The sequence below is a fragment of the Granulicella mallensis MP5ACTX8 genome (assembly GCF_000178955.2).
GTDB lineage: Bacteria > Acidobacteriota > Terriglobia > Terriglobales > Acidobacteriaceae > Granulicella > Granulicella mallensis.
Genome location: NC_016631.1, coordinates 956,649 through 978,863, shown reverse-complemented (window position 1 = coordinate 978,863; position 22,215 = coordinate 956,649). Strand labels below are relative to the sequence as shown.

The window sequence follows — 22,215 nt, the reverse complement described above, 5'->3', positions numbered from 1 at the left end:
CCATTCTCCTGCGGTTAGAACTCGTACTTCAGCGATAGCTGGAAGAATCGAGCATCTGGAGTATTGTTCTGGAACGTCTTGGGTCCCGTGATCTGGCCGCCGCTTGAGCTATCGCTCGAGCTGGAGGGGTTCGCGAGAGTTGGGTGATTGAGAACGTTGAAGGAGTCAGCACGGAACTGGAAGTATTGCTTGTGCCACGTCGTGAAGTTCTTGAAGATCGACATATTCACGCCGTAGTATCCAGGTCCATAAATCTGGTTATCCCTTCCGCCGAGATATTGAATTGCTGTTGCAGCATCCGTGATCGGCGTAGTGATAAGGCTGCCGGACAGAGGATCTGCAAAGGAGCACGGGTTGTAATAGTGCAACTTCGTCCTGGTTTCAGTGGGGCATCCGGGGCCTCCACCAGAGGCGAAGGGATTCGCGATCTGAATCGCTCTCCTGGTATCTGTCGACCCAGCCGGCCCACTATTGCTGGCGCTGACGGTAAACGGAGTTCCGCTCTGAGCCGCGAAGGTCAAGCTGCTGGACCAACCACCAACAACCCGGTCCAACAATCCCGAACGATTCAAGAACGCCTGTCCTCTGCCAAAAGGCAGAACATAGTTGCCATTCAGCGTGAAGCGATTTCGAACGTCATAGACCGAATTGGTGTACTCCTCAATGATCGGAATAATCGCCCGTTGCCGGTCTCCGATTCCGGTTGAGAGGCCACCAGCAGAGCCGGTGTCATCCAGTGAGTGCGCCCAGGTGTAAGTAGCCAGGAAGCTCAAGCCGTGAGAGGCCCGTTTCTCCGCCTTCAACTGCAGTGAGTTATAAGTGCTTACCCCGCCATAGTGGATCGTGCCGACGCCACCCAGATCGGGAAACGGCTGCAACTGCTGCGTGCTCGTGCCGGCCGGATAGAGCGCGCGAACAGTATTCGGATCGATGTAGGTACCCAGGTGGCGCGACACATTTCCAACATAGCTGATGGTTGTCGCTATATTGGTCGATAGCTGCTGTTGGAACGACACGTTGTAGTTCATCGTGTACGGGGTCTTGATCTGGCTATCAACAGCATGGAATCCCGGCGTATTGACAGCATCCAGAATGCCGTTGCCAAGATAGGCTGACAGACCTGTCTCCAACGTAGTTCCATTCGAAGGGCAATTACCCAACGTACAGGATTTGGGGTTGATATTGATCTGCCCTCTGAAAGGGAAGTTATCCCCCAGATTGTTGCCGCCATTGCTCTCCAGGCCGCCATAAAAAATACCAAAGCCGGCGCGAAGCACCGTCTGTGGGTCCACCTGATACGCAACTCCCACACGCGGCGCAAAGTTCGTCTTCTGACCTGTAGCCAGACGTTCATTGTCGACATACTGAATGCCGATATGGTCCTTAGCCAGAATCCCCGGGAAGACGCTGCCAAGAGAAACTGAGTTCTGAATCTTCTTGGGCAGGATCAAAGTGCCGGATCCAGTCCCTACTCCAAGCGAGCTTTCGTCAGGGATAAAGTTCTCCTGGCTACCGGAATTTTCCTTGTAGGGCTGGTAGTAGTCATACCTCAACCCCAGATTGAGTGTCAGCCGTGGGGTCAATTTCCAGTCATCCTGAAAATATGCCGAGTTATACCACAAGGCATCGTTCACGTTCGGAGCACTGGAGATGGCAGAGGTGTTGATCTGGTCGGCAAGAAAATCGGCCACGCCGGAGCCCGTCACCGCGCTTACAGCAGGATCGCTTGTGTATAGACCGGTAAAGTAATAGTTCCCGAGGTTTGACGGAGCGTACCTGTAGAAAAACCGAATCGCCTGGAAGGATACGCCGGCCTTCAGAGAATGGTTACCCAGCGTCTTCGACACGTTATCGAGGATCTGGTAAACATTCTGCGATTCATTCGATGTACCCTGCGAGCCCCAGTTACTAATACCGGTAACACTGCCAAGCGGCAATCCGCCTTCGTTCGGAGTGAAAGGAACACCACCCAGACCTAAAGTTGGGGCCAGGTCGACATTCGCATTTGGCTGAAGGAAGGAGAACCGCCCTGCATTGAAACTAAAGCGGAACTCATTGGTGAGGGTAGGGGTGAAAAAATGCGTTTCGCTGCCGACAAAATTCTGCGCCAGATTGACGTCATTTTCTCCACCATATCCACTGCCGTCAAGCGGGTTGCCGAGAGGAAGTCCGTTCACTGTAATTTGGTGCACATAGCTGTAACGCGCATAGGCCTGGTCCCGGGCACTGATGTTCCAATCGAGCCGTTGGTCCCATTGATACGTATTGTTATGCGTGGGAGTGTTGACCGTGTAGTTATTGAAGGTCTTCCCGCCATTCGCATTGGCTGCAGGGTACAGGTTCAAAATATTCTGGGCCACCGCGTCGATCTGCCCAGGGCAAAGCACGTTATTTTGACCGTTACAAGACAACTTATTGGCTGCGCCGCCTCCTGAATTCGGCTGATAGAGCTGAACGCTCTGACCATTCAGGTTCGCATCCAGAAGCTCCGTAAAGTTTCCCTGCCGCTCAAGGGCGGTAGGCACGCTATAGGTGCCGGGGTTGCTGTAAGCGATTCGATTGGCTTCTGTATCGCCAAAGTAGAAGAGCTTATCCTTCCAGATCGGCAGTCCGAGCGTAGCTCCGAATTGATTCTGGTGGTACGGCGGTGTGGTCAGCGCATTCCAGTTTGTCGCGTCCAGGTCCGTGTTGCGGATGTACTCCCACAAGCTTCCGTGAATCTGATTCGTACCCGATTTGATGCTGGCACTCAAAACAGCGCCGGCAGAGTGTCCGAACTCCGCGCTGAAATTGCTCGTCTGCAGACTGAACTCCGACAAGGCATCAGGCGGGGGACGAACAACGTAGCTGGACCCATTCAGGAAGTCGACCAGGTTGGTATTGTTGTCGACTCCATCCAGGATGAAATTGTTTTGCGATGTCCGCTGTCCGTTCGCGACAAAGTCGCCGGTGCCTGCGCCTCGAGTGTTTCCGAAAGGAGGTGCAACGCCGGCGGTCAACTGGGCGATATAAACGAAGTTACGGCCATTCAGAGGTGTGTTGTTGATGGTCTCGCTGCTGATCACCTGCGCCACTTCGCTGGTCTGAGTCTCAAGCAAGGGGGGAGCGGTCGTGACGGTTACAGTTTCCGACACAACACCAGGCTGAAGGGCGATGACAATATTCAGCCTCTGTTGAGCATCGAGGTGAATGTTTTCCTGCATGGTGGTCTGAAAACCCTTCGCTGTCGCGCTGACCGTATAGTTTCCGATCTTCAAAGGCGAAAACACATAGACGCCGCTTCCATTGGACGTGCCTTCCAGCACCAACCCCGTGTCGATGTTCCTCACAACGACTTTAGCCGCGGGAACGATCGCGCCTGTGCCGTCTTGTACGACACCTGTAATAGCGCCCTGGTCTACCTGGGCCATTGCCCTCTGGCCGGTAAAGGTCAGGGCCAGCAGGAAGATCAACAACAGCGAATAATATCGGGCTCGTGCAGAACCCTTTTGCGAATTCTTTTCCGTCATCTCAGTGCTCCTTCTATCCATCCATCTCGTTTTCTTTGCTCTCATAACCTTTGGCCCCTCGGAATCGAATATTCAATCGGTGGAACACTCAGTAAGGCGCAAGAAACCGCTGGCCCGCCGAACAGGCGAACTGTGAGCGATGGCTTGTAGACCCATCCACGAACTTCGTGTACGTTACCGGAAATTCACACTAGACGCCTGCGCAATGCATTGTCAAGCGGGAATTGTCACACCAATGAAAAATTCCTGGCCTGGCACTCAAAAACACTCTAGTCTCCCAAGTTCACGATGAAATATCGAGAAAGGGGTATCGGAAGATAATGACCAGAAACATGGCCATCCCTTCCGTGTACGTCCACCGAAAAAGAAATCCATAACCTCGCCTGTGCGAATGCGATCTGGACGGGCGAAGCCAGATTGCCGCTCCCAGCAATCTCGCCAGCTCTAATACAGGAACCAGAAATATCGTTCTTACTCGTATAAAATCGTTATCTCGCGTTACTGTTTGCGACAGAGCTAAAGAAGGAGCACGATGCAACGCCAGAGAAACAGCTTTAGCAGGAGAGAGCTTTTGATAGGCGGCAGTGCTCTTGTCGCCGGAGCCATCGCCGCTGGAATTCCTGCTCGCCTGCTGGCTGAAGAGTTGACGGTGCTCGACGTTGCCTCTGCTGGTTCCATTCGCCCCATTCTGGAAGACCCCATCAAGGCGTCAATAGCAACAGCCTTGAAGCTGGACCTGCACAGTCACGCCCAGGGAGCCGATGCCGTAGCGCAGTCGATTGTGGATGGCAGCCTGCACGCCGACGTATTCATCCCCATCACTCCTGGCCCGATGTACACGGTCATGCGCGCCGGCAAGGCCGACGTTGCACAACCAATAGCCCGCACGGAGATGGTCCTCGTCTACAGTCCGAAGAGCCGCTTCGCATCCCGATTCGACGCAGCCGCCAAAGGCCAGGTGAACTGGTGGGAGATTTTGCAGGAACCAGGCCTGCGCTTCGCGCGCGGCAATCCTGCCGGCGATCCGGGCGGACGCAACATCATCTTCACGATGATGTTGGCCGCAAAGAAATACAAACAGCCGAACTTGGTGGAGAAAGTTCTCGGTCCGACCCTTAATCCCGAACAGATCCTTACGGGAGGAAACAATCAGGCACGCCTGCAAAGCGGCGAGTTAGACGCCAGTTCCTCTTACAAAATCGGGCCCGGCGAGTCTCACCTGCCCTATATCACCCTGCCCAGCGACATCAACCTGAGCGGCCAGAACGTCCACGAGGAGCATCCGAATGTACGCCTGTCCCTCAACGGCAAGACCTTCTATCCAGAACCGCTGGTTTACTACGCTGCGATTCTAAAGAACGCCGCCAACCCAAAGGGCGCTGCAGCATTTACAGCCTGGCTCAAAGGAAACGAGGCTCAGGCCTTGTTCCGGCAGAGCCAATACGATCCACCGGGAAGCGCGACCGCACTCCACGCATAAGGTCTGCTAGGTGTGTCATCAAACTTCGTTCCAAGTTCTTGCTTTGAAAGGGCGGGGCTTCAGCCCCGCCGTTGGAACAACCTCAAAAACGGCTTTAGCCGCGGAGGGAACGATGCCTATCCAGCAATCTGTCCCTCGAGATATCTTCGGCCCGCAGATCGAAGCCTGCCTTCTTCCGATTCAAGAAGACCATCGTAGGTGCCCTGCAAGAACTCTTGCAGGCGGAAGAGTGCAGGCTTGCTCCGGAATCATTCCCTCCGTGGCTAAAGCCACTGCACATAGCGATTTCTAACGGCGGGGCTGAAAGCCCCGCCCCTTCAAAGCAAGAACTTGCGTGAACATGCGAGTTTAATCACAGGCTCTAGAACGCGAACTGCAAGGACGTCGAGATCGTTCGCGGCGCGCCCAGGTGAGCGGTATTGCTGCTCGCATTGGTTCCGGTGATATCGCCGGCAGCAATCGTCGAGTAGTAACGAGTGTCGGTAATGTTGTCGCAGGTGAATCGCAGCGTTGCCACCTTCGTGAAGAGCGCGTGCGAATAGCGGAAGCCGAAATCAAACGTGTTGTAGCCAACCGTAGTGTGCAGGTTCTGATCGTCCTGCGGACGCTGGCCTACAAACTGCCAATCGCCTGTAATATTCAGGTTCGCGACGCCCGGCACACGATACTCCGCCAACAGGTTCGACTTATAGTCGGGAATACCGACAAAGCGCTTACCCTCGGTCGAAGCTACGTTGGTATTGTTCAACCGCGCATTGAGTGCGGTGAAGCCGCCATCCAGCAGCAGGCTATGGAAGAGCGTGCCCTGACCGGAGATCTCGGCGCCATAGTTGACCTGCTGGCCGACGATCGCAAAGATCGTTTGGGTAGGGCTGTTATTGAATGGGATGGTATCCGCAAAAGGCCGCTCCAACCGGAACAACGCGGTCGTAAACGCGATCGGATGCGCATCCGTCTTGAAGCCCAGCTCCCACTCCTTGCTGCGATAGGGAGCGAGCGCCTGGTTCGCATTCACGAGAGTTGCGCCGCCGGGAGCAATGTCTCCCTGCTGCAGGCTGCTCGCGTACGTGGCATAGGCGGTCGACCAGTTCGTCGGCTTATACATCACGCTGGCCGAAGGGCTGATTCCCTGCTTGTTCGAACCACTCGTACGCGCATTTGCCGAGTTGTTATCCACACCGATCCAGTCCTGGCTGGCAGCGAGACGCACGAGAAAGCGATTGCGGAACGAAACCAGATCGCCGAGATTGAAGCCTTGCTGATGCACCACGGAGGACTGATACAGCCCCTTATTCTGAGGAAGGCCCACGACAGGTGGAGCAAAGATCTTTGGATTCGCGATGTTCGCCGTACCGAGAAGAACGCTGGCAGCCGCTGGTGAGGTGTAAGCGTACTGGTTAAACCGGTAACCTTCGCTGCCGGCAACAACGTCCTGTTTGATGCCCCACTTCTGAATCACTCCGGTAATGTAGCCGAGATCGCTCTCCACACCGAAGCGCGGTGCAAATCCAGTAGCCAGAGAGGTGCTGTAGTCCCCGGTGTTATCCGTCAGATTGTTGACCGGCGTATCGATGAAGCGATCAAGCCGCTGTGCCAGTCCACCGGCCATGGCATGCCAGTTCGGAGAGAAGTCGTGGAGAAGGCGGACGCTGGTGCTCTGCGTGGTCAGGTTCACACCGGCATAGGCCTGTCCATAACCCACACGCGTGGGGTCAGGTGCGGCGGGTAACAGCAACGTACGCGGCGGAGTATCGGTCTTGTCGCTCTTGTCCGGGCCATACGTAAACCAGCCCGGATAACCACGCTGAATAATGTCGTACGCACTATAGTGGGCGTCGATCACGGTCCGATCGGTAGGCCGGAGATCGAAAGCGAACTCCGCCAATCGGCGGCGAAGACGGCTCTGGTCCACGAAGGCCGTTCCATCGCCGAAGAGCAGATTGCTGCGATAGCCGAAAATCTTGTGCGGTCCCAGCCTTCCGCCTGTGTCGGCGTAGATCGTGCCGATGGAGCTGCTGTCCTGCTCAAGATAGACATTGGTGAAGCGTTCCTCGGTGGGGCGCTTGAGCACGAAATCGAACATGCCGGAAGGATTCGCCGGGCCGTACATGGAGGCGCCGAGGCCGTTCTCCACCTGCAGGCTCTGGTACTGCTCCATCGCGTTGCCGCCGGTGATGGCAATAGCCATGCCATCCATGCGAGTGTTCTGCGCAATGCTGCCTTGAACACCGCGCGTCGCCGGACGAAGGATCTCCGAGCCCTGCTGCTCTGTGAACGAGACCAGCGGAAGATACTTCATCGCATCGCGGAAGCTCTTCACCTGGGTATTGACGATCTGGTCGGCTGGAAGCACCGTGATCGTATAGGGCTGGTTCACAATGGGGGCATTGCCCAGGACGCCCTGGTTGACGTGGTCCACATAATAACCCTCTGCCGCCGTGCCCGTCTGTCCCGCATTGACGGTAACGGACGCGCTTGTTCCAGCTAAAGCAAATGAAAGATCCCGCGTAAGATTCTGTCCGGCAGAGATCGCCAGGGAAGGAAGAACAATCGCCGCAAACCCCGGCTTATGCGCCTCAAGCCTGTAAGTTCCCTGGGGCACGGAGAGGAAGATATATTGCCCTGACTCATTGGTAGTCGCCTGGAAAGTGCGGGTCGTCTGCAGGTTTTCCAGGGACACAACAGCGTTGCCCACCACCGATTGGTCAGGGTCCTTGATCGTACCGCTCACTTGAACTGACTGGGCCAAAGCCGGCAAGGATACCAGCAGCAAAAACAAGGCCAAGGACGAAAGATGGAAGCGAATGCTCTTGCAAAAGGGCAGGGGAAGAACGGAGTGGCGATACATCGGGCTCCTTAAGAGTGGGCTCTCCCGGTCTCGACGTATCTAAAGCGTAAGACCACTTTGGAGAAGCTGGGTGGTGAGGGACTATCTTCTGTAGCTAGACGGCTACACGCGCACAGAGCCGCTACTCCGTTTGCCTATAAGGACAATAGTTCTAATTTCTTGAATTTATACGAATCAAAACGTAGGGTCAATTTCACAATCCGTTTAGCGGACTAGATTCAAGGCTGCTTCACCAAATCGTCCCTGCGCCGAACTGCTCTCTGAGAAACCGCGAGACAAGCAGGACAACGCAGCAGGCTGCGATGCAGATCTCACGCAAAGGTGCTAAATCTATAGTCCATGGCAAAACTCGATCCCATGTTGACTCCCCGCGAAGCAGCTCGACTGCTGGGCATTAGCTATCCCACCATCAAGCAATGGATTCTGGCGGGTAAGCTGAAGACCAACCCGACTCCAGGCGGCCATCATCGCATCTCTGAATCAGCGCTGAAGCCTTTTATAGCCAAAGACAAGACGAAGCCCTCTGCGGAATCGCGAGAGCGCTACCGTCGCGTAAGCGGCAGAAATCAGATCTCCGGAAAAGTAGTCAGCATCCGCATCGAGGGTCTTCTTGCAGAAGTCATCATCGGCACCGGGGACACCCATCTCACCGCGATCATTACGGCAAGCGCCGTTCGAGAGCTTGGGCTGAAAAAGGGTGATGCAGCAGCAGCGCTCATCAAATCCACCGACGTCATGATTGAACGGCTATAGCAAATCTCCTGTAGGTGTATAGCGAAACCACGACACTTATGGCCGTTTTTCTCCAGAAAAACGGCGCTGCACGCCCGATACCACTTCACAGTAACAGGAGATTGCTCTCGACGCTCCCGCCTGAGCTCTTGCGCTACGCCGATAGCTCAAGCGGCAGGAACAAAGAAAAGGTCGTCCCACTCCTACCCCGGCGCATCGTGCTGGACACCCTTAGATCGCCTTGCAAGCGATCGACGAGTTGAGCAGAAACCCACATTCCAAGCCCCGTGCCGGTCTCATTTTTAGTCGTAAAGAACGGCTCATAGATCTTCCTGAGCGTCTTGGGAGTCATTCCCGTACCGGAGTCAGAGATGGTAGCCCGTATGCCACGGCGCTCTTGATTGCGCCAGTCGTAGGAGCTGCTCACCCGCATCGTAAGCGAACCTCCAAACCTCATCGCGTCGACCGCGTTTGAGAGAAGGTTCGCAAAGATCTGACGAAGATCTCCCGCCAGGCAAAGGATCGAGGGACCCTCTCTGTATTGGCGATGGACCGTGATGTTATTCGCCAGAAGTTTTCCGTGATACAGCACCAGCAGTGAATCAAGAATCTCCGAGACCTGCACAGAGGATGGAGCAGTTGATTGCCGATAGAACTTGAGCGTCTGCTGCGTGATGTGCGACACGCGTCCTACCTCTTCAAGCGCCTGGGCAGCATAGGTCTTTGCCGCGGCGGCGTCGTCGCCGGTTGAGGCGAGATAAAGAAGATTCGTAATCGCTTCCAGCGGATTATTGATCTCATGCGCAATGGTCGCGGCAAGGCGGCTCGCAATGGTGAGCTTCTCCGCCTGGACAAGCGCTGCTTCAATCTTCTTGCGCTTGGTCATGTCGGTAAGCGACAGGAGAATCAGGGGCGCAGCCTCCGGCTCCTGCACCATATAGCGTCCGCTCAGCATGAAAGACTTCCAGCCGATGCCGGGAAAATCATAGATCACTTCATGATTCAGGAAATCCCTGTCGTGCGGCAGAACCTCTTCCAGCAGGGTTCGCAGGTCGGGTTTATTCCACTGCCCGTTCCCAAGGCCATACACGAACCGGTTCAATGTTGCCTCTGGTGTTACTTCAAAGGCCTTATAGAAGGAGTAGTTCGCCATCAGCACATGCAAGTTCGCGTTCAACACCAGCACAGGTTCCGGCATGGTCTCAATAATGGACTTGGTGAACTCGCTCGCAAGCACCAGTTCCTGATTGCGCTTCTTGATGACATCGATATCCATAAGAACCAGGACCGCACCATCGCTGCGATTATCCAGCGTCTCATAGGGCCTTACCTGCAATCGATACCAATGCCCCTGCTGGTCCTGTACCTCTCGTTCAAGGCTCACGACGTCCCGAAGGACAGTGGTAAGCAAAGGCTTCAAATCAATATTGAGATCCGGATTGATATCGGTGATAGGTCGTCCAATGTCGGACGGAAGCACTTTAAAGACAGCCTCTGCCGTTGGGGTCATGCGACGGATACAGAGGTTGCCATCCACCATCACGATGGGGATGACCGTGCTTTCGAGCAGGTTCTTCAGGTCGTTCCCCAATAGATGCAGAGCTGCGTTATTGCTGTTCAACTCATCGTTGACGGTGTTGAGTTCTTCGTTCGTAGCCTGCAGTTCTTCCTTAGAAGTCTCGAGCTCTTCGTTGGTACTTTGCAGCTCCTCGTTTGCGGAGAGCATCTCCTCGTTCGCAGACTGATAGTCTTCGCGAAGCGCTTCCTGCGCGCGTGTGTGCTCTTTGAGCAGAGTGCGTGTCGCCTGCAACTCACGCTTCTGATCAAGAAGTGTTCTCCGGGAAAGATCGCCTGGTTGCAGAGGTAATGGCCGGTCCGCCTTGCCATTCGGATCAATCAGAGAAGCTACATCCTCAAAGAGGATGAGATAGCATCTGCCCACTCCTGAAACGAGCTCGTCCATGGGAACTACGGACAAATGCACGACACGCTTTTTACCGTTATGTTCAAAGGCGACGTTCTTCTTTTTGATCGGAGCGGCCTTTTTTCTGGCCGAAGCGATGGCGGTACGCAGAGCAATCGCTAACTCCTCGCGAACCATATTCAGAATATTGAGATTCGCGCGTCCGGATGCGGGCTCCAGATAAGGGCTGGTTCGCCCGCGAAACTGAAGAATTTCAAGCGCGTCATTCACGATCACGCCCGGCGGCGCACACTCCCTCAGCACCATTCGATCTGCGAGTTGCTGCAACTCCTGCTCATTCTGACTGGCACGGCTGATGGGCAGCGCTTTCTCTATGGGGGAGTCAATCGCCTGCAAGGGAGCCCGACTTGTCTTGAACGTACGCTGCTGACGATGATCGCCGACTTTTTTCGAATAGATCTTGCTCTTCTTATTCAATGGCGTAAACATCTGCGGATAAGAAGCTGCGCTCTCGGCATTGCCCAGCAATAAAAAGCCGGATGGATTTAAAGCGTAGTGCAGTGTCGAGATAATCCTCTCCTGCAACTCCGGCTCGACATAAATCAGGAAATTGCGGCAGGAGATAAGATCCAGGCTCGAAAAGGGTGGGTCTTTGGTGACGTCCTGGCGTGCAAAGACACACAGATCACGGATGACTTTGTTGGCCCGGTATCCGCCCGCCACCTTCGTGAAGAAATTTGCAGTGCGCTCTGCTGAGACGTTCTTCATCGCGCTTTCGGAGTAAATGCCGGAGCGCGCCTTCGCGATCCCCTTCTCATTAATATCCGTGCCAAAGATCTGGATGCGCATCCCCTCGGCTCTCGTCCCTAGAAACTCCAGCAACGTAATCGCCAGCGAATAAACTTCCTCTCCGGTGGAGCAGGCGACCACCCATAACCGAAGCGCTTCTCCGGCCTTCTCTTCAATCATCGCTGGGAATACTGTCTTCGCGAGATCTTCAAAGGTCTCCGGATTGCGGAAAAACTCGGTCACAGGAATCAGGACATGATGAGAGAGTTTTGCCACCTCTTCCGGATGCTCTCTTAGATAGGTGAGGTAAGCAGAGAGAGAGAGAATCCGCAGAGCCGCCATGCGTTGTTGAATTCGCCGATGAATCGTGTTGGGCTTGTATTTTGTGAAGTCGGAGCCTTGCGAAATACTAACCAGGTTCAGGATTGAATCGAATACGTCGCTATCGGACTTTGGCTCTTCACGCGCAACCTTCGGCCTCTGCCGCACCTGAGGATGGCTGCTCAGGTGGGCCAGCTCCGCCGCAATCTTTTCGGGCGATAGAACGTAATCGATGCATCCGGACTCAATCGCACTCCGAGGCATGCCATCGAACTTGGCGGTCTCTGTACTCTGCGCGAAGGTTACCCCTCCTTCAGCGCGAATCGCTTTAATCCCCGCAGTGCCGTCCGATCCTGTACCCGAGAGAATGACGCCAATCGCCTTGCTCTTGCGAACCTCTGCCAGAGAACGCATGAAGATGTCGATGGGCAAATGCTGCTTGTGGTCAGCGGCGCGCGGAGCCAGCCCGAAGTGGCCATCTGTAATCGAGATATCCACGTTACTTGGCATAACGTAGACGTGGTTCGACTCGACCTTCATCGCATCGACGGCTTCCAACACGGGAATTCTGGTCGCTCTTGAAAGCAGTTCGGGCAGAATGCTGTGGCGTTTAGGGTCGAGGTGCTGAATCAGCATGAACGCCATGGCGATGTCTGTGGGAAGAGCCCGCAGAATCGCCGTAAGAGCCTCCAGCCCGCCTGCCGAAGCCCCAATAGCTACGACTGGAATCTCCAGGGATGTCTTCTTCGGGGGCGGTCTCTGTACGGGAGAAGAGGGCATTCGGCACCGGAATCCCTCCGGGGATATCGTCCGTCGAAACGGTTCGGCTTGATCTTTCTTCAACCAATGGCCGTCCCAAGTGTACGCTACCCCTGAAGTGAAGCCCTGACAGCAGCCGTTTTGCGGGCGAAAGCCTCATCCACCAGGGTGAAGGATCTTCTGCTGATTCACCGCATCCCCATCGCCACGCTTCAAGCTGCGGAAGACGATCGTAGAGAGGATGGTCAACCCACCGAGCACAAGAAACGCCTCATGAATCCCATGGATCATCCCCGCTGGATTAGATCGCACGCTGTCAGGAATAAAGAAAGCCGTAGCCAGTCCAGCGGCTGCAACACCGAAGCTGATCGACATCTGCTGCATCGTGCTCGCGATGGAGCTGGCGTTGCTGGTCTCTTCCTCCGTGATGTCGGCATAGACGAGCGTATTCATGCTCGTGTACTGCAGCGACGTAAACGCTCCATAAGAGAACGCCTGCAGAACGATGAGCCAGACAGGCGTATGTATGCCAATGGTCGCAAATAGCAGTAACAGAAATCCGAGGATCACGGTATTCGAGATCAGCACCCCACGATAGCCAAAGAAGGACAGGAGGCGAGGCATGACCAGCTTCATGCTCATCGCGGCCACGGCCTGCGGCATGATGAGCAACCCCGATTGAATCGGCGTGAAACCAAGCCCGACCTGATAGAGCAGCGGCAGCAGAAAGGGCACACCACCGATTCCCAGGCGCGTGAAGAAGCTGCCGCTCACCGAGGCGCGGAAGGTACGAATACGAAAGAGACTCAACTCCAGCAGCGGATAAGCAATGCTCTTTGCATGGAGCCCATAGCCTGCAAGCAGGACGAGCGAAAGCACCAGCAACCCCGAAATCTCGCGTGAGCTCAGAGCATGTTCCCCGAAGATCTCCAGCACATACGACAGCAGCGCCACACCGGCCCCGAAGAGAATCAGTCCGACGATGTCGAGAGGATGAATATTCTTTTCTCGATAGTCCGGCAGATGCAGGTAGACCATCAACAAGCCGGCGAGGCCAATCGGAAGGTTCAGAAAGAAGATGAACCGCCAATGCAGGTAGCCGACGATCAACCCACCAGCGATCGGCCCAAGCATGGGAGCCACCAGCGCCGGAATCGCCACAAAGCTCATGGTTCGCAGCAGGTCCGATTTCGCGAACGTTCGCACCAGGGTAAGCCGGCCCACCGGCACCATCATGGCCCCGCCGCAGCCCTGCAAAACTCGGCACGCTACCAGGACATGGATATTGCTCGATATACCGCAGAGAAACGATCCAAGCGTAAAGAGGCCGATAGCCGATGCGAAGACCCGCCGAGTTCCGAAGCGATCTGCCATCCAGCCGCTGATAGGGATAAAAACCGCGAGACTCAACGTGTAACTGGCCAACACGGCTTTCATGCTCAGCGGCGCCACCTTGAGCGCGGAGGAGATCGCTGGCACCGCCGTATTCAGGATCGTTGTATCCAACGACTCCATAAAGAATGCGACCGCCACCAGCCACGGCAAAAGCCGCTTGCTGGCTTCGGAGGGATGAAAAAACGGCGAGGGAGCAGTGATCGAATCGGGCACATTCATAGGGGAAGAGGGAAAGAAGGTTCAGATCAATGAAAACACGGCAACGCTTTCCATTCGATGCAGTTTAAAGGACCAACGCAAACAAGTGCACACTCGCGCGGGGTTCTTTCCAAGTCACACCAACGAGATCGAGAACAGGCAAGCTGCCAACGCCAGCCACCCGGCAAGCTTCAAAGCAAACCATTCGGACTTAGTGAAAGCGGTCGACCAACAGATTGGCCACATAGATGAGCGCGGAGCCTGAAAGCACCGTGGGGAGCATGTATCTCAATCCCTTGTGTTGACGCACTTCCGGAAGGAAATCGCTGGTTGCCATCTGAAGGAAGAAGCCGGAGGCCACGGCAAGAAGCATCGCCGAACTCCCTGAAGAAAATGTCCACCAGACCGTCAGGAGACCACCCGCGAGAGGAGCGAGGCAATCGGCAGCCAGAAAAAGATAATCGCTCAATCTCGGTCGATCGCCGCTTGTCGTAAGGATGACCGTATTCATGCCGTCGCCGATATCATGCGCGGCGATGCCCACAGCGACCGCGTAGCCCGCCGGATGCGAGGCCGCATAGGAGAGGCCAATGGCCATGCCATCTCGCAGGCTGTGGAAGATGAGCATGCCGCCGCCGATCTTCCCGAGCGTCCTCCCCGAGCCATCCGATCCTCCACCCCAGCGTGCAGCCAATCCATCCAATCCGCTTTGGATGCTCCAGAAAAGAAGAAAGGAGATCAGAACCAGCGCCAGGATATCGGCGGAACGTATCTCTACCAGCGCCCCCAGAGAGAGGGCCTCAGGCAGGAGATCGAGAAAAGCGGCTCCCAGCAGCAGGCCCGCCCCCAGCGCCATCAACAGCGCTAAAGACCTGCGAAATTGAAGTGCCAGGAGACCGCCGAGAAGAGTTGCGAAGACAGGAACGATAAGAAGTAAAAGAGGAATCGGTTCATTTGCAAAATGCATCACAATTGATAATACATTCTCAATAATTACATCCGTGATTGTACTTCAGAACACCATCCTTGTGGATCGCGTCCAGCAACACAGGGAATTTGGAACCAATTTAGAATTTACTTATGCCTCTACTGAAGGTTTTAATCCTGGCCATCGTTCAGGGACTCGCCGAACTCCTGCCTGTCTCCAGCTCCGCTCATGTTGTCGTCGCGGAAAAACTGCTGGGGCTCGATCCCTCCTCGCCAGAGATGACCCTGGTGCTCGTGATGCTGCATACCGGCACCATGTTTGCCGTCATCTTCTACTTCTGGGCGCAGTGGAAACGTGCCTACTTCGCCACCGCCGACGCCTTCAAGCGCTTCGCCATCCGCGCGATCTGGGCAACGGGGTTGACCGCCGTGATCGGTTATCCCATCATCAAGATCATCGAAAAGACAGCGTTCAAGGGTGCCCCGAAGGCCGAGATCGAACTGCTCTTTTCGCGGCTGGACCTCGTCGCCTACGCGCTCTTTGCCGCAGGCCTGATCATTCTGTGGGCAGGCATGAAAGAACGTGCGGCCGAGACGGCCAGCACCACCGCCTACGATCGCTCCGTGACCCGTTCCGGCGATAACGTCACCTTCTCGCAGGCAGGCTGGATGGGAGCCGTGCAGGGTCTCTGCATGCCGTTCCGCGGTTTCTCACGCTCGGGTGCGACCATCTCCGCAGGCTTGCTAACCGGAGCGAACCGCGAGCGTGCCGAACGTTTTTCCTTCGCGCTCGCCGTCATCCTGACTCCGCCGGTGATCGCAGTCGAAGCTCATCGCCTGCTGAAGGCTTCGCACGAAGCTGCCGCCGCCGGTATGCCGATCAACCTGCACGCCAGCCTGATCGCTTCCCTGCTCGGCATGGTCTTCTCGTTCTTCGCCGGACTCGCCGCGCTGCGGTGGCTGAGCTCGTGGTTGGAGAACGGACGCTGGTATCTGTTCGGGATCTACTGCCTGGTCGCGAGCTGCGTGGTGTTCTATCTGCATCACATCGGGTATTAGCGATTAGTGCAATTTCATTCGTAATGAACCTGCAAAATGATTCAGTCAGGGCACAAATCCCAGCCCCGAAGGGGCGACCTATCATAGCCCAGGGTGAAACCCTGGGTTGCGGAACGTGGCAAAGATGAGCCCTGAAAGGGCGATCTATCGAGGCCAGCGCCCTATAGATCGCCCTTTCAGGGCTCATCATCTTCTTGCTAGATATTGTTACCCAGGGTTTCACCCTGGGCTGTGATGGGACCGCCCCTTCGGGGCTGGAGTTTGGGATTCGGTATGCGCTGAGGCGCACCCTGATACTCGCAATCCTCATTGCTCCTGAGCCAATAAATCGAACTCAACAGAACTGCGCGTATACAGCCACGCCCACCAGATCAACGGCAACTGCAACGGCAGCCTAAACCAGATCACCCAACGCGGAATATTCGTATAGAGTTCCGGGTGCTGGGCCATCCAAACATTCGCAGGCATCACCGCAACGAGCAACAGAACAATCCCCCACGCCGCAGCCTGACGGGTCCTCGGAATGAGGACGCCAAGCCCACCCGCAATCTCAGCAACTCCACTCAGCAATACAAGCTCGTGATGCGCCGGGAGGTAAGCGGGCATGATGCTCTCATACACGCGGGTCGCAATAAAATGCGCCGTACCCGCTGCCACGTAAAACACTCCCATCACGATTAGACCGGCGCGCATTGAGTCCCTCTTAAAGTCGTATCCCTCGTTATCGACAATGCATGGCATCGCCAATAACGAGGGAGTTCAACAACTCTTACACAGCACAGAGTAAAGATCCAGACAGGCTACTTTGCTGCTGCCAGTGCATCCCTCTGGTTCCGCACATAGTCGTGCGAAGTCAGCACATGCGCCTGCTGCTCTGAGAGCAGGCTACGGATCGGCAGCGGCAGCTCATGTTCCAATGCCTTTTTATAGGCATCCTTTGCCTCGTCTTCACCCTTCTCGGCTGTTTCGAGAAGCGAATGATCGCCGCCACCCAGCTTCGCCTTCAACTCGCCCCAGGAACGATGCAAGGCACCGGCCACACTACCCGACTCCTTCACATCCGCCATACCGGCGATATGCAGCTGGCCCTCAAGTTCAGCACGAAAGCTCGCGCGCTTCAGACTCTCGGCGAGAAAATAACGTTTGAGGGTGGCATCTTTCAAGTGCTCTCCAATTTCGGCGAAGCCCTTTTGACCATCCTGCAGCGACTTGATCAAATCCAGGAGTACGCTCTCCATCTCCTGGTTCTTAGTCGATCCATCCAGCTTGTTTGCCATAATGTCCTCGGTTGAGTGATTTAGACAGCGATCGGGGTCTGCCGGTTGTGCGCGATTCTCCTGCACCGGCAGCAAGCGGGAGAAATCGCGAAAATCCCGCTCCCCCAATCCCTGTGTCGGGAATTGCTCTTTGCAGAGTTACGCAATCCCATTCACACCACTAGATGCAGACCTCGCATCCCGCGTTAGCTCGTGATTTTCGTAATTGAAGGTTGCACGAGATTTCAGAAAATTTGGCAGCGGAAGAGCAGCCGTCAGGTCATGCCTGACACCAACTTTCACCACTGTCTTGTTCGCATTCCCACAGAATCGTCATCAACCACAGGTCTTGTTCACATCCCCACGGAATCGTCATCCTGAGCGAAGTAGCTCGCGCACTTTGCGAGCTACGCAGTCGAAGGACCCCGAAGGACTTGATCTCGCCCATGATGTTGGGACCTTTTCCAGCACGGACGTCCAGGCTCGAGTGCTTGAGGCAGAAAAGGTCCGAAGAGTATGGGCAAGATAAAGCCTCTCGGGGTCCTTCGGCTCCGCGTCCCAAAGGCCGGGACGCTTCGCTCAGGATGACGATTCCGTGGGATAAAACCAAAGCACTATGGAAATATCGATCTTCGTTTCGGACGAAAGCCGAACACCACCCACTACTGCACAGAACCACCCACAACAGCCCCGAACAGCGTCAGCCAGGCCTGAGGGTTATGTCCGCTATGCTCAACGCACTGTCGCGCAGCCGACGCATACTGAGGATCGAGCAGCGCCGCCAGTGTAAGCGTCTGCACCCCAGCAGCAGGGTCCCATTCGCCGGAGTAGCCTTTCTCGCCCGCCTTATCGCGTGCCGCATCAAAAGCAACCGTCGAGTGCACAAACTCCATGTGCTTCGTCTGGCCCACCGCATAGGGCACCAGCCAATCGACACCATGGGCGATGTTCCTCCCACCGGCTCCTTCATGGAACCAGCTCTCACCATGCACCTTCGCCGCCAGTGCCGCCATCTGGAGCGGATCGAGATCGTAGACCACATAATGCAAAGCATCACGCTTGTAGAAGTCTTCCACCGAGCCGTCGGGCCGGATATTCCGCTTCACCTGTTCGCGGAAGACCGCCGCCGCCCGTGCCTCCAGTGCAGAATCACCAGCCTCATAAGCCGCCATCACCGCCAGTTTCACCCGATGGCTCGACCAGTTCCCCGTATCCTTCTGGCCGTTCTTCTCCATCCAGTCGATATAGCCCGCGGCCATCGCCTTCCACAGAGCAGCTGCCTGTTCTTCTGTCTTTGCCGAAAGGCTGCCCCGGGTGAGGTCATAGGCCATCATCCACTTGTCCAGATTCGTCTCATCAATCGGGTTCAGGCTCACGCGATAGACCGCCGTCCAGGCGCCAAGATAGCAGTCCTCCGCCGCAAGATACTTCCTGTCGCCCGTCAGGCGATAGGCCAGCCCGAGAGCCAGCATCCCATCCCAGTCCTTCTCCGCCGCCACGCTCTCGTCGCGAATCCCATGATGCGGCAGCGTTCCCTCGGTGTGGATGCGAGCCATGGGATGCGGCGTCTCACTGAGGAACGTCGTGGCCATGCGCACGACGCTGCGGCCAGTCTCTGTCCCGGCCTGCGCTTTTAACCCCGCCAGGCTCTCCGGCGGAAAGATCGCCCACGAAGCTCCATGCCCGGAGACCGTCGGTGATAGTTGCTGCCCGCAGGGAGCATCTGCCCTGGCTGGCGTGGCAGATGCGGCCGTAAAACCCATCACGATCATTAATCCGAGCCAAAAACCTCGTACCATAAGCAGTCTCCTGTCAAACGCTTCCATCCTAACGTTTTGCGCCTACCCGTCACCACTATGGTTCCACCCCCAGCCTCTGCGCACCGCACAGCGCACTATGGAACAATAAAAGTGCTCTGGTGGTTCCAGGTCTCGTTGTCCCCGTCCATGCGCCGAGGTCTGGCACCGGCAGGCGAACGTGATCGTGTGCGTCCATCCACCTATGAAGCCTCAGAGACTCGTTTATTCGCCCACACGTAGCCGCCGTCTCAACGAGATGCTAGGTCTCGTCGTCCTGGTCGCCGCCGGCCTCCTCCTCCTCTCGCTCCTTAGCTACACTCCAACGGATCCCTCGTTCAACACCGTGAGCGGAGCTACCGGCCCCCATGCGGCGCACAACTGGACCGGCCTGATCGGCGCTTACGTCTCCGACGTGCTGCTCCAGACGCTCGGCATCTCGGTGCTCTTCCTGCCCCTGGTGATGATCCGGCTGGGCCTCTCGTGGATGCGTTCGCGGGCCGTCGGCTCGACGAAAGCCAAGGTCTTCGGACTTGTGCTCTGGCTGATGTTCGCCCCGGCCTCCATCTACCTGCTCCCCTGGCATCCGCTCTGGAAACATACCCTGCCGCTCTCCGGCGTAGTGGGTCGCCTGCTCTCCGATGGCCTGATCCAATTCGTGAACCTGCCCGGAACCATCATCCTCTGCATTCTGATGGTCGCGTTCGCGCTCTATCTGACGACCACGTTCACGCTCTCGACAGCCCGCGAATGGTTCACCTCACACTTCGCGTTCATCCGCAACGCCAGCGAACGCTATACCGCGTGGAAGGAACGCCGCCAGAAGAACGAGACCGAAGAGGTCGTCAGCGCCTATGAGACCAAGCGCGAGCGCGCCATCGCCAAGGCCCGCAGCCGCGCCGGGAAAGCCCCAGTAGCCGTCAGCGAAATTCAGCCGGCCAGCACCTCCCTGCTCTCCAGCTTCCTGGGCTGGTTTGGCCGCCGCAAAAATCATGGCTCCGACCTTGATGTAGACCCGAACGATCGCGACCGCGCCGACTTTGCCGCTGAAGCGCCCTCCATGTGGCAGACCATGCCGCGCACCATGGTCGACGAGGTGCCCCTGACCGGCCTGAGCGCAGCCGCCGCTGCCGCCGCACCCTACGCCGCCCAGCTCGCCGCCGCGTCCGTCCCCCTGCGCACCCCCGGCAGCGATCCCGACCTTCCCCACACCGGCAATCCGCCCATCAGGAAGACCCAGGCCCACGACGACGGCTGGCTGGATGCTCCTGAGCGCAGCACGCCTATCACTGCGAAGCCTTCACTGGCCGCGTTCGACATCCCCGAGCCGCCACCGGCGCGCATCCCCACGCCACGCCCGCAACTGGCACAACCGCCGCTCCCGCCGATGCCCTCACCCACGCAGGACATCGCCGCGCAGAACATCGCCTTCGGCAAGCGCGCCGACGCGGACATGCGCGCCGTTGCCATGACCACCAAATCGATCCGCGGCTACAAGCTGCCGCCCAGCTCCCTGCTGTATCGCAGCGAGGAGCACGCGCAGGTACGCGAGGACGAGCTCCGCCAGGAGGCCCGCACCCTGGTCGAAAAATGCGCCGAGTTCGGCGTCGACGGCAACGTCGAGCAGATCAACCCCGGCCCCGTCGTCACGACCTTCGAGTTCCGTCCCGACGCCGGCGTAAAGTACTCGCGCGTCACCGGTCTGGCCGACGATCTCTGCCTCGCCATGGCCGCCGAGTCCATCCTCATCGAGCGCATGCCGGGCAAGTCCACCGTCGGCATCCAGGTCCCGAACCACAATCGCGAGACCATCTGGCTGCGCGACGTCGTCGAGTGCGAGAGCTTTGCACAGTCGAAGTCGAAGCTGCCCATCGCTCTGGGCAAGGACATCAGCGGCCGCATCGTCACCGGCGATCTGGCCAGCATGCCGCACGTGCTCATCGCCGGCTCGACCGGCTCCGGTAAATCGGTCGCCATCAACGCGATGATCATGAGCGTGCTCTTCAAGTCCACCCCCGAACAGGTGCGGATGATCATGGTCGATCCCAAGCGCGTCGAGCTCGGCATGTACGAAGGCATCCCGCACCTCTTCACGCCCATCATCACCGAGGCCAAGCTCGCCGCCAACGCCCTCAGAAACGCCGTGCGCGAGATGGAGCGGCGGCTCAAGCTGCTCGCCGCCAACCACGTCCGCAACATCGACCAGTTCAACAAGCTCTTCGACCACGGCAGCGACTACCTCTTTGAGGACGTAAACCAGGAGCCGCTGCCCTACATCATGATCATCATCGACGAGCTCGCCGATCTGATGATGCTCGACCGCGCCAACGTGGAAGAGGCGATCACCCGTCTGGCCCAGATGGCTCGCGCCGTCGGCATCCACCTCGTGCTCGCGACACAGCGTCCCTCCGTGGACGTCATCACCGGCCTCATCAAGGCCAACGTCCCCACGCGCATGAGCTTCCGCCTCGCCACCAAGGTGGACTCGCGCACCATCATCGACTCCAACGGCGCGGAGAGCCTGCTGGGCCGCGGCGATATGCTCTTCCTGCCTCCCGGAACCTCACGGCTGCAGCGTGTCCACGCGCCGTTCGTCACCGAGAAAGAGATCTCCGCCGTCACCGAGTTCTGGAAGGCACAGGGTACAGCCGAGTACGTCGAAGGCTTCCTCGAAGGGCCGAAAGACGAGAAGGGCTCAGACGGCGGAAGCGCGAACGACGGCGAGGACAACGACCCCATGTTCGACGATGCCGTGCGCCTGGTCTTCGAATTCGGAAAGGCTTCAACCTCGCTGCTGCAACGCAGACTGCGCATCGGCTACGGCCGCGCGGCACACCTGATCGACATGATGGAGCGCGACGGCCTCGTAGGCCCCGCCGACGGCTCAAAGCCCCGCGAGATCCTCAAGTCACCCGGCTACTTCGCCGAGGTAGACGCAGCATCGCGATAAGCTCCAAAATCACGAAGCGCAACAGAACCGGGTGCCCCATCCTCGACGCGCGTTTTTTGCGCGGCAGGGTGGGGTATCGTTTGCGGTAGCAAACGACCGTACTCCCTCATCGGGGCACGATTGCCGCTACAAGCCAAAGGCGTTCGTGCTTTGCACGATACCCCTGACGCAGAGCGCGCTTCGAAGATCTGTGGGATTCGCTTAGCGTCTATACCCCACCCTGCCGCGCAAAAGCGCGCGTCGAGGATGGGGCACCCAGTCACGGTTAACGC

At 57.0% G+C, this 22,215-nt stretch carries 12 protein-coding genes; 4 read left to right on the top strand and 8 right to left on the bottom strand.

Going from position 1 to position 22,215, the window contains the following annotated elements:
* Positions 1-14: 14 nt before the first annotated feature.
* Positions 15-3,509 carry a TonB-dependent receptor domain-containing protein gene (locus tag ACIX8_RS04205; protein WP_014264077.1) on the bottom strand — a complete coding sequence of 1,165 codons (3,495 nt, stop codon included), beginning with the start codon at positions 3,507-3,509 and terminating at the stop codon, positions 15-17.
* Between the two features lie 532 nt (positions 3,510-4,041).
* Here ACIX8_RS04205 and ACIX8_RS04200 point away from each other — a divergent pair.
* Entirely contained in the window at positions 4,042-4,989 is a 948-nt protein-coding gene (locus ACIX8_RS04200) for an extracellular solute-binding protein (RefSeq protein WP_083836619.1), read from the top strand.
* 361 nt (positions 4,990-5,350) lie between these two features.
* On the opposite strand, the gene ACIX8_RS04195 is transcribed toward ACIX8_RS04200, so the two are convergent.
* On the bottom strand, positions 5,351-7,837 hold the full coding sequence (locus ACIX8_RS04195) for a TonB-dependent receptor (RefSeq protein WP_014264075.1): 2,487 nt from the start codon (positions 7,835-7,837) through the stop codon (positions 5,351-5,353).
* Positions 7,838-8,176: 339 nt separating this feature from the next.
* Here ACIX8_RS04195 and ACIX8_RS04190 point away from each other — a divergent pair, with 339 nt between their 5' ends.
* Complete coding sequence (locus ACIX8_RS04190) at positions 8,177-8,590, top strand: helix-turn-helix transcriptional regulator (protein WP_014264074.1); 414 nt, start codon at positions 8,177-8,179, stop codon at positions 8,588-8,590.
* Positions 8,591-8,723: 133 nt separating this feature from the next.
* Here ACIX8_RS04190 and ACIX8_RS04185 read toward each other — a convergent pair whose 3' ends face one another.
* The 3 genes from ACIX8_RS04185 to ACIX8_RS04175 form a co-directional block, all read right to left on the bottom strand.
* Positions 8,724-12,383, bottom strand: a complete 3,660-nt coding sequence (locus ACIX8_RS04185) for a chemotaxis protein CheB (RefSeq protein WP_014264073.1) — start codon at positions 12,381-12,383, stop codon at positions 8,724-8,726.
* Positions 12,384-12,518: 135 nt separating this feature from the next.
* Positions 12,519-13,976, bottom strand: a complete 1,458-nt coding sequence (locus tag ACIX8_RS04180; RefSeq protein WP_014264072.1) for a DHA2 family efflux MFS transporter permease subunit — start codon at positions 13,974-13,976, stop codon at positions 12,519-12,521.
* A gap of 190 nt (positions 13,977-14,166) precedes the next feature.
* A complete protein-coding gene (locus ACIX8_RS04175) occupies positions 14,167-14,922 on the bottom strand; it encodes a ZIP family metal transporter (RefSeq protein WP_014264071.1) in 756 nt (251 codons plus the stop codon).
* A gap of 113 nt (positions 14,923-15,035) precedes the next feature.
* Here ACIX8_RS04175 and ACIX8_RS04170 point away from each other — a divergent pair, with 113 nt between their 5' ends.
* The gene (locus tag ACIX8_RS04170; RefSeq protein ID WP_014264070.1) at positions 15,036-15,941 is read left to right on the top strand and encodes an undecaprenyl-diphosphate phosphatase; all 906 of its coding nucleotides are present in this window, start codon (positions 15,036-15,038) and stop codon (positions 15,939-15,941) included.
* A 306-nt stretch (positions 15,942-16,247) separates the two neighbouring features.
* On the opposite strand, the gene ACIX8_RS04165 is transcribed toward ACIX8_RS04170, so the two are convergent.
* The 3 genes from ACIX8_RS04165 to ACIX8_RS04155 all read right to left on the bottom strand — a co-directional run bounded on the left by ACIX8_RS04165 (position 16,248) and on the right by ACIX8_RS04155 (position 18,996).
* The gene (locus ACIX8_RS04165) at positions 16,248-16,634 is read right to left on the bottom strand and encodes a DoxX family protein (protein WP_014264069.1); all 387 of its coding nucleotides are present in this window, start codon (positions 16,632-16,634) and stop codon (positions 16,248-16,250) included.
* 107 nt (positions 16,635-16,741) lie between these two features.
* Positions 16,742-17,218 carry a PA2169 family four-helix-bundle protein gene (locus ACIX8_RS04160; protein WP_014264068.1) on the bottom strand — a complete coding sequence of 159 codons (477 nt, stop codon included), beginning with the start codon at positions 17,216-17,218 and terminating at the stop codon, positions 16,742-16,744.
* A 641-nt stretch (positions 17,219-17,859) separates the two neighbouring features.
* Positions 17,860-18,996 carry an alginate lyase family protein gene (locus ACIX8_RS04155; RefSeq protein WP_014264067.1) on the bottom strand — a complete coding sequence of 379 codons (1,137 nt, stop codon included), beginning with the start codon at positions 18,994-18,996 and terminating at the stop codon, positions 17,860-17,862.
* A gap of 202 nt (positions 18,997-19,198) precedes the next feature.
* Here ACIX8_RS04155 and ACIX8_RS04150 point away from each other — a divergent pair, with 202 nt between their 5' ends.
* Positions 19,199-21,943, top strand: coding sequence for a DNA translocase FtsK (locus ACIX8_RS04150; protein WP_014264066.1), 2,745 nt, complete (start codon positions 19,199-19,201; stop codon positions 21,941-21,943).
* Positions 21,944-22,215 lie beyond the last annotated feature (272 nt).

Coding starts and splice junctions, on each gene's coding strand:
- ACIX8_RS04185 (WP_014264073.1), bottom strand. CDS start 12,383: ATGCCCTCTTCTCCCGTACAGAGACCGCCCCCGAAGAAGACATCCCTG.
- ACIX8_RS04165 (WP_014264069.1), bottom strand. CDS start 16,634: ATGCGCGCCGGTCTAATCGTGATGGGAGTGTTTTACGTGGCAGCGGGT.
- ACIX8_RS04180 (WP_014264072.1), bottom strand. CDS start 13,976: ATGAATGTGCCCGATTCGATCACTGCTCCCTCGCCGTTTTTTCATCCC.
- ACIX8_RS04205 (WP_014264077.1), bottom strand. CDS start 3,509: ATGACGGAAAAGAATTCGCAAAAGGGTTCTGCACGAGCCCGATATTAT.
- ACIX8_RS04190 (WP_014264074.1), top strand. CDS start 8,177: ATGGCAAAACTCGATCCCATGTTGACTCCCCGCGAAGCAGCTCGACTG.
- ACIX8_RS04150 (WP_014264066.1), top strand. CDS start 19,199: ATGAAGCCTCAGAGACTCGTTTATTCGCCCACACGTAGCCGCCGTCTC.
- ACIX8_RS04160 (WP_014264068.1), bottom strand. CDS start 17,218: ATGGCAAACAAGCTGGATGGATCGACTAAGAACCAGGAGATGGAGAGC.
- ACIX8_RS04155 (WP_014264067.1), bottom strand. CDS start 18,996: ATGGTACGAGGTTTTTGGCTCGGATTAATGATCGTGATGGGTTTTACG.
- ACIX8_RS04200 (WP_083836619.1), top strand. CDS start 4,042: ATGCAACGCCAGAGAAACAGCTTTAGCAGGAGAGAGCTTTTGATAGGC.
- ACIX8_RS04170 (WP_014264070.1), top strand. CDS start 15,036: ATGCCTCTACTGAAGGTTTTAATCCTGGCCATCGTTCAGGGACTCGCC.
- ACIX8_RS04195 (WP_014264075.1), bottom strand. CDS start 7,837: ATGTATCGCCACTCCGTTCTTCCCCTGCCCTTTTGCAAGAGCATTCGC.
- ACIX8_RS04175 (WP_014264071.1), bottom strand. CDS start 14,922: ATGCATTTTGCAAATGAACCGATTCCTCTTTTACTTCTTATCGTTCCT.